Consider the following 7,896-nt stretch of genomic DNA (forward strand, 5'->3'; position numbering starts at 1 on the left):
TCCTGCGCACCTCCGTTTGACAGGGTGTTCACCCCTTCGCGCACTGGATCGGTGGGCGCCATGTCCGCTCGTCCAGAGCTGCGGGCCACCTTCGGTCCCACCATGCCACTCACGGCTCACGATTGAGGGACAACTGTGCTGACGCTCAGTCGCCCACGCCGTCACGTGCTGGAAGCCCCCAGTGCAGAATCCACCCCAGCAGACGTCCTCTCTTGCCGCTGACGGTGTGCTTGGGCATGCCTTCGGCAGCAACGCGGGAGCGACCCGCGGCGTCCAGTAGGCGGTTCAGTTGCTCGCTCGGAGGAGCCCGGTTACAGCGAGGGGTGCAGCAATCCTTGCATCAACGGTTTCAACTATCCCCCGCCACCATGCCCGACGGCCGCAAGGACCTGAGCAAGAAGGCCTGGCACGGAAAGGTCACCTGCGATGACCAGGGACCGCGACCGGCGCGACACGCACGCACGCACATGGCACCTGCGGCGCCTCAACCCGAAGACCGGACCACCGACTCGAGATGGTCCGGTCTTCCGCCACCGCGTCCGTCCGCGACCCTCTCTGTGGCCCTGCCACCTCCTCTGCCACTGCGCTCGCGGCGGCGTGGTGCGCGGGTCAGCCGGTCTTCGTCGCGGTCGAAAGAGCAGTCGGTGTCAGCCGTCCGGTGGGGAAGCTCACCCCGGAGACCCGTCCGCCGTCGCACGGCGTGAGCTCCACCGACACGCCCAGGGAGTTCAGCACCCAGTAGGACCCGGCATCCAGGTGCACAACGGCGGGCGCGTCCTTGCCGACCCGCACCGTCATCGAGGCGTGCGTGACCGTCGCGCGCTGCCGGTCGAAGGTTGGAGTGGTGCCGCCTGGGCCCAGGACGACGGCGGCCAGGTCGGTCGGCAGGATCGGGACTGGCGCAGGTGGCGGGAAGTCGCGCCCGGATAGCTGGTAGGTGCCCGTCGTGACGGTGAACCGTCCCGGAGACACGTCCCGCGAAGAGGCACCGAGCCAGACCGTCGTTCCCGGGCTCGCGCACCGCAGACCGGAACTGCCAGGCGCGGTCGCCGAAGCGCCGGGCGTGCCGGGCGGCCCGGGCAGTGGGGTGCACCCGGCAAGCAGGGCCGCGCTGGCGACACCCGATGCGAGTGCCGCCAACGCCTTCCGTCCTGTCGCTACGCAGCGCATCTTGCCCTATGGGCGCCGAGGAGCGGGAGCCCGTGATCGAGATGGTAGAAGCCACGACCCCACAGACGAGCTTCGTCGAGGCACCCGTTGCGGAAACGTTCCCGCTGGGCGCGAGTACCTGCCCGCGGACCATCGTGCCGGCACCGGCGAGCGTCACCGCGGTCCCGGTCGCCCCGGACAGCAGCGCGGGCGCCGTCGAGGTTGCGGCCGGGCCTACGGTGACCTCGGTTCTGGTCGGTGACCATGCGCGCGTACACGATGTTCGACAGCCGCCGTTTGAGCGAACGCATCGCCATCAAGGAGGGTGTTCCGCCGGCCTTGCGGGCGTCGTAGAACTCCCGCCCGGGTGTCGGGTTACGCAGCTGCACGACGGCCATGATGTGCAGAGTCCGGTTGATCCGGCGGTTCCCGGCCCGGGACAGCCGGTGGCGTTGCTGCGCCCCTACGAGGCGTCGAGCGGCGCGGTTCCGTTCCAGGAGGCGAACCGGTCCTTGTTGCGGAACCGGTGGATGTCCCCGACGTCGGCCAGCAGCCGCGCGGCGCCGGTGGGCCCGATCCCGGTCAGCTCCAGCAGCGTCGAGCCCGGTTCGGTCACGAGCGCCGTGAGCTCTTTCTCGGCGGTCTTGATCTTGCGGTCGATCACCTCGAGCTCACCGATGAGCTCGACGACGAACCGGCGCCTCGTCTTGCCGACGACGTCGCGCGGCTTGACCGTGGCGACCAGCGCGCGGGCTTGCGGCGCGGACAGGTACTGCTTCGCTCCGCTCGGGATCAGTTCCAGCAGAAGGCGATGCAGCCGGTTCAGGGTCTGGGTGCGGGCCCGGCCGAGCTCGTCCCGCCGGTCGACCATCATGCCCATCACGACCAGGTCGTCCTCGACAACCACGGGCCGCAGCCCCGGCTCGGCTGGGGCGTACAACGCGGCCAGGGCGACCGAGTGCGCGTCGACCGGGTCGGTCTTGCGCGCATTGCCGGTGGCGAAGATCCGCACCTGAGCCGACAGCTTCGGCGGCACGTCGACCACGCGCTCACCGTCGTGCACGAGCCGGTGCGCGATGTGCCGGCCGATGCCGTTACAGCCCTCGACCGCCCACACCCGCTCGGTGGCCGTGCCGTACTGCCGCCCCGCGGCGAGCATCGCTGCGTAGCCGGCCTTCTCGGTGTCGAACCGTCCCACCTGTAGCACTCGCCCGGTCGGCTCGATGACTTCGATCGTGGACGAGCGTTTGTGCGGGTCCATCCCGATGATCACGCCCACCGGTCCTCCTCCTTCACTCAGATGGATGTCAGAGCGGGGAGGGCCTTGCTACTTCGAGCAGAACGAACCCCTTTCGAGCCTCTCCTCGCGCGGTGCCCGACGAGACCGCATGCCATGAGAGAGCCACACCAATGACACCGGTGGGCAGCCGCATATGAGAGCGTCTCGTCGAGCACCTGGACCGAGTGTGGCCGGGCGTCGATCCTGCAACCAGTCTCTAAGTAGCCGCATGGGGGACGGGGACGTCCGGACGCGGGAGCACCGTCCCGTCACGGGTTGGAGTTGGAGGTCATCAGAGCGCGAGCTTGTACCCCTCGTGGGTGGGCGTGTAGCCGAGCGCGTCGTAGAAGCGATGCGCGTCAGTGCGCTGCTTGTCGGTGGTCAGCTGGGCCAGGCCGGCGCCGTGGCGGCGGCCGTAGTCGTGCGCCCAGGCGAACATGGCCGAACCGAGCCCTTTGCCACGGGTGGAGGCGCCGAGGCGCACGGCCTCGATCTGGAGCCTTTTGGTGCCGCCTCGGGCCAGGCCGGGGATGAGGGTCAGCTGGAAGGTGCCGACGACAACATCGTCGGAGTCCCGGATGACCGCGAGGAACTGGTTGGGGTCGGCGTCGATCTCGGCGAACGCGGTCTCGTACGCGGACAGGTCAGCTCCTTCACGGCCCTGGCCGAGGATGTCGTCAGCGAGCAGGGCCGCGAGCTGCGGTATGTCGTCGTGGAGGGCTCGGCTGACCGTGAACCGCTCTCCGCCCGCGTGTAGTTCGTTCATGCCTCAACCTTGGCAGGAGGGACTCCGGGGCGCGCATTCGGTCTCATGCTGACGTCCGGGGCCCCTAAGCGTCCAGGGGTTCGCTGATGCGGGCGCCTTTCCGCGGGTTCCGCAGCCGGCCCTGTTGCTTGCCCCGGCTGGGCGCCATCTTTCGCGCCGCATCCGCAATCCTCTATCGGCTCGACCTTCGGGTCGCGGACCGGACCGGACCTGGCTCGGTGAGGCGAGTGACCCCGGGCGTCTTTGGTGGCCTGGGCGCCGGTGGGCAGGACGGTTCTGGAGCTCCGTTCGAGGGTCAGGCTTCGGTCGTCGCGGACACCTTCTCGAGCTCGAGCAGCTTGCGGGTCGTTTCGGCGTAGATGTCATCGTCCTGTAGCCCGTGCAGCTCCTCAGCGAGCAGCGCTGGCAGTGGTCGCCGCTTCAGGGGGACGTGCCGGTCGGGGCGGCCGGGGGAGGAGACGGTCGCAGGGCGCCCGTCGCTGCGGGAGATGCCGAGGGGCCCGTCGGTCGTCTCGAGGGTGACGTCGGTGATCCCGGGCCCCTGGGAGGTGCCCCGGGCGACGTCGATGTGGAGCCGGTCGGCGAGCCAGGCTGCCAACAGGTCCGCGCTGGGGCTGACCTGCTCGGCGGTGACCGAGGCGGAGCGCACGTTCAGTGGGTGCTGGTCGAGTGCGGCAGCGAGGGATGCCCGCCATGGCGTGATGCGCGTCCAGGACAGGTCGATGTTGCCGAGGGTGTAGGTCTGGCATTGCTGGCGGATGGCGCGCGCGTTGCCGCGCTCTGCGGCGGAGGCATCGGTGATGCGTCGCTGCCCGAGCCGTCCGAGCGGGTCGGCCGCGGGGTCATCCGGCGGGTCGTTGGGCCACCAGATGGTGACGGGGCAGTCGGGTAGCAGCAGGGGCAGCACGACCGACTCCGAGTGCTCGACGACCTCACCTCTGAGACGGATGAGCGCGGTCTCGCCGGACCAGCCGGAACCGGTGCCGACGTGGGCGTTGACGCGGGCTGTGCCTGTGGAGCGTCCGAGGATGACGCCGAGCACTCGGGTCGGGTGGCCGTGTGAGGCGAGGCGGGCCCAGCGCATCGCGTCCTCGGCGTCGGCCTCGTCGACGACGATGACGAGCGTCATCACCATGCCCATCGCGGGGCTGCCGGCTCGGCTGCGGCCACGCAGCAGCTGCGCGCCGATCTGCGAGGAGTTGGTGTCGAGCAGCTCGATCATGACGCGTCTCTCCGAGAGGTGTGGGCGGGGCTGGGGGAGATGGGCCTGGTCATGGGCGCCGCCAGGTGCGTCCGTCGCGCTCGAGCATCGCGTCGGCGGACGATGGTCCCCATGTCCCGGCGGGGTAGGTTTCGGGTTTCGCGCCATCGGCGTCCTGGCTGGCCCAGTGGTGCAGGATCGGGTCGAGGATCTCCCAGGATCTTTCGACCTCTTCGTGCTGAGGAAAGAGCGGCGGGTCGCCGAGGAGCACGTCGGTGATGAGCCGCTCGTAGGCCTCCGGTGAGGACTCGGCGAACGTTCCGCCGTAGACGAAGTCCATGTTGACGTCGCGGATCTGCATGTGGGTGCCGGGCACCTTGGAGCCGAACCGGGTCGTGACCCCTTCGTCGGGCTGTACCCGGATCACTAGGGCGTTCTGGGTGAGCTCCTCGGTCGCAGTGTCGGTGAACGGCAGGTGTGGTGCGCGTTTGAACTGGATGGCTACCTCGGTGACTCGCCGCCCGAGCCGCTTGCCGGCGCGCAGGTAGAACGGGACGCCGGCCCACCGCCGGGTGTCGACGTGCAGCGTCACGGCCGCGAACGTCTCCGTCGTCGATGTGGCGTTGATGCCTTCCTCTTGGACGAACGCGGCCACCTTCTGGCCGCCTGCCCAGCCGGCTGCGTACTGTCCGCGGCTGGTCCCGAGGTCTAGCCGGGGCGGCAACGTGACGCTGGAGAGCACCTTCAGCTTCTCGATGCGCAGGCTCTCGGCGTCGAAGGATGTCGGCTCTTCCATGGCGACGAGGCTCATCAGCTGCAGCAGGTGGTTCTGGATCACGTCGCGGGCGGCGCCGATGCCGTCGTAGTAGCCGGCGCGGCCGCCGATGCCGATGTCCTCGGCCATGGTGATCTGGACGCTGTCGACGTAGTTGGCGTTCCAGACCGGTTCGAACATCGTGTTCGCGAACCGGATGGCCAGAATGTTCTGGACGGTCTCCTTGCCGAGGTAGTGGTCGATCCGGAAGATGCAGCTCGGCGGAAACACCTGGGCGAGGATGTCGTTGAGCTCGCGTGCGGAGCTCAGGTCGTGACCGAATGGCTTCTCGACCACCACGCGGCGCCAACCACCCTCGCGGGCCTGTGCGAGGCCGTGCTCCTTCAGCTGTCTGACGACTTCGCCGAAGGCGGATGGCGGGATCGCGAGATAGAAGGCGTGGTTGCCGCCGGTGCCCCGCTGCTCGTCGAGCTCCTCGATCGTCTGGCGCAGCTGGTCGAAGGACTCGTCGTCATCGAAGCGGCCGGAGACGAAGCGGAGACCCTCGGCGAGCTGCTGCCAGACCTCCTCACGGAACTCGGTGCGGGCATGGTCTCTGACCGAGTCGTGCACAATCTGGGCGAAGTCCTGGTCGGCCCGGTCGCGTCGGGCAAAGCCCACCAGGCTGAAGCCGGGCGGCAGCAGGCCGCGGTTGGCCAGGTCGTAGATGGCCGGCATGACCTTCTTGCGAGACAGGTCACCGGTGACGCCGAACAGGACCATGCCGCACGGGCGGGGGATCCGGGGCAGGCGCCGGTCGCGCGGGTCGCGCAGCGGGTTGACCCAGCCGGGCTGTGGCTGGGTCCATCGGTCATCGCGCCAGCTCATTGGGGCGCCCCCAGCCAGTCGGAGCGCGCCTGGAGCGAGGCGAGATGGGCCGGCCCGTTCCCCGCGGTCATGGGCTCGCCGAGGGGAGGGGTCGACCTGCCGGTGAACCAGAGGCAAGGGAGGCCACGCAAGCGAACATGTCGTGACGGTAAGCGCGGGCGCTGCCGTCAGCGCAGCGGGTTGCGGGCCACTGACGCGCGAACGTGGGCCACAACACGGGCGGCGGCAGCCGCACTGTTGGCGCCGGTCGGTGTCGGGTTATCCCTGCCGACAAGAAGTGCGTCGACCTGCGGTAAATCACCCCGACGCGCCTCGGCACCGGGCACGTCCCGAATCGCACGCTCGGTGGCCTGCGAGGAGTACGTGTTGCGCTTCGCGTCGCAGTTGGCTGGGTGGGTCAACAAGTCGCCGTGAGTCGCCACCGGAGCAGGCAAGCCACCACGTCGACAACGAGCCTCTGGCGGAACCGGTAGGTCGATGTCCCAGTTCAGCATCACGCGGCAGCCGCCCACTGCTGCCGCCGTCCAGGAGTTTTTTCGTCGCGCCTCGCCTCTGAGTCGCCGCGAGCGCTTCCACGGGACGGTCTCGAGACTGCCGTGCGGGGAGCTCGATGGGCTGACCGAGGTCCGCGACGACCGCGTGAACGTCTACGCCCGCGATGAAACGACGGGGGAGATGGTGGGGGCAGCCTCGGCTCTGCTCCTGGGTGATCGGGCCGCCGAGCTCGCGGTGTGGGTAGCGGATCGCTTCCAGCGCCAAGGAGTGGCGACAGCTCTGACGGGCGCACTGCTCACCCGACTCTCGAAGGCCGGGCTCCGCGAAGTACACGCATTCGTAGAGATATCCAACGCCGGCGCGCTCGCCCTGTGGCGCAAGGTGTTCCCAAACGCGCCAGTGGCACGGTACCTATCCAGCTCAGAGCTGTTCTTGACCGCGCCACTGGCCGACTCGTTGACGCAGACGGCACGTCGACCATGATTCTGGCCCTGCGTCCCACGCCAGCTCAGACCCACGTCGTACTGCGCTGGATCCGGAACGAGACCGAGCAGCTGACCGGCCGAGCCGCAGACGCGCGGCAGACGCAGACCCTGACGGGACGCCAGAGCGCCGACGTGAGCGGTGGCGACGGTGGCGACGGGGTCGGCGACGCGGGTGACCGTCCAGTCATCGGAAATCCGAAGGACGCTGTCGCGCGGCAGGAACTGGCGGGGTGAAGGCACGGGTGGCGGTACCTCCTTGGGTGCTCGCGGGTGCGTCGATGTCTTCTGTGCAGCTTGGGTCTGTCCTGTCTCTGAACGTCATTGAGACGGTGGGACCCGCTGGCGCCGCGTGGCTTCGTCTCAGCATCGGCGCCCTGGTGTTCTTGGCAGTCAGCAGGCCTCCTTCGCTGCGGCAGCTGGGGCGTCGCGACATCCAGGCCATCCTTGGGCTGGGGGCGGGGACCGGCGTGCAAGGTGCGGCCTTCCTGGGCGCCATCGAGCGGATCCCGTTGGGCACTGCGGTCGCAGTCAGCTTCCTCGGACCTCTCACGGTGGCCGCTCTTCGCTCGCGCACGCGTCGCGCTCTGCTCTGGCCTGCGTTGGCTCTCGTCGGGGTCGTTCTGGTGACTGAGCCTTGGCGCGGCAGACCAGATGCGGTCGGGCTGGGCTTGGCCGCATCGTCAGCTGCGTGTTGGGCGATCTATATCGTCCTGACGCAGGTGGTTGCCGACAGGTTTTCCGGGGTCAGCGGGTTGTCCTTGACGGTTCCTGTGGCGGCGATCACGGCAGCTGTCGTCGGCATCCCCCAGGCTGTGGGGCATCTCAGCGTCGAGATCCTCATGGAGGGGGCAGGGCTGGCCCTGCTCATGCCGGTGGTCC

Annotated in this window: 8 protein-coding genes; 3 read left to right on the forward strand and 5 right to left on the reverse strand. The window is 69.0% G+C overall.

Annotation, left to right across the window (positions count from 1 at the left end; translation table 11 throughout):
- Positions 1–609: 609 nt before the first annotated feature.
- The 5 genes from ACPYOM_RS19570 to zwf form a co-directional block, all read right to left on the reverse strand.
- Positions 610–972: a hypothetical protein gene (locus ACPYOM_RS19570; protein WP_481347232.1), complete on the reverse strand. Its 363-nt coding sequence runs from the start codon at positions 970–972 to the stop codon at positions 610–612.
- Between the two features lie 640 nt (positions 973–1,612).
- The gene (locus ACPYOM_RS19575) at positions 1,613–2,428 is read right to left on the reverse strand and encodes an IS110 family transposase (RefSeq protein WP_481347233.1); all 816 of its coding nucleotides are present in this window, start codon (positions 2,426–2,428) and stop codon (positions 1,613–1,615) included.
- A gap of 292 nt (positions 2,429–2,720) precedes the next feature.
- A complete protein-coding gene (locus tag ACPYOM_RS19580) occupies positions 2,721–3,194 on the reverse strand; it encodes a GNAT family N-acetyltransferase (protein ID WP_481347234.1) in 474 nt (157 codons plus the stop codon).
- 295 nt (positions 3,195–3,489) lie between these two features.
- Positions 3,490–4,416, reverse strand: coding sequence for a glucose-6-phosphate dehydrogenase assembly protein OpcA (locus ACPYOM_RS19585; protein WP_481347235.1), 927 nt, complete (start codon positions 4,414–4,416; stop codon positions 3,490–3,492).
- Positions 4,417–4,465: 49 nt separating this feature from the next.
- Complete coding sequence (zwf, locus tag ACPYOM_RS19590) at positions 4,466–6,037, reverse strand: glucose-6-phosphate dehydrogenase (RefSeq protein WP_481347236.1); 1,572 nt, start codon at positions 6,035–6,037, stop codon at positions 4,466–4,468.
- 477 nt (positions 6,038–6,514) lie between these two features.
- On the opposite strand from zwf, the gene ACPYOM_RS19595 reads away from it, so the two are divergent.
- The 3 genes from ACPYOM_RS19595 to ACPYOM_RS19605 all read left to right on the forward strand — a co-directional run.
- Positions 6,515–7,015, forward strand: coding sequence for an N-acetyltransferase family protein (locus ACPYOM_RS19595; RefSeq protein WP_481347237.1), 501 nt, complete (start codon positions 6,515–6,517; stop codon positions 7,013–7,015).
- Positions 7,012–7,251 carry a hypothetical protein gene (locus tag ACPYOM_RS19600; protein ID WP_481347238.1) on the forward strand — a complete coding sequence of 80 codons (240 nt, stop codon included), beginning with the start codon at positions 7,012–7,014 and terminating at the stop codon, positions 7,249–7,251. The genes ACPYOM_RS19595 and ACPYOM_RS19600 overlap by 4 nt, the downstream gene beginning before the upstream one ends.
- Positions 7,248–7,896 (forward strand): EamA family transporter (locus ACPYOM_RS19605; RefSeq protein WP_481347239.1); only part of this gene is annotated, 649 nt, incomplete at its 3' end. The genes ACPYOM_RS19600 and ACPYOM_RS19605, both read left to right, overlap by 4 nt.

It is taken from the genome of Monashia sp. HAY1-2A, assembly GCF_056755315.1.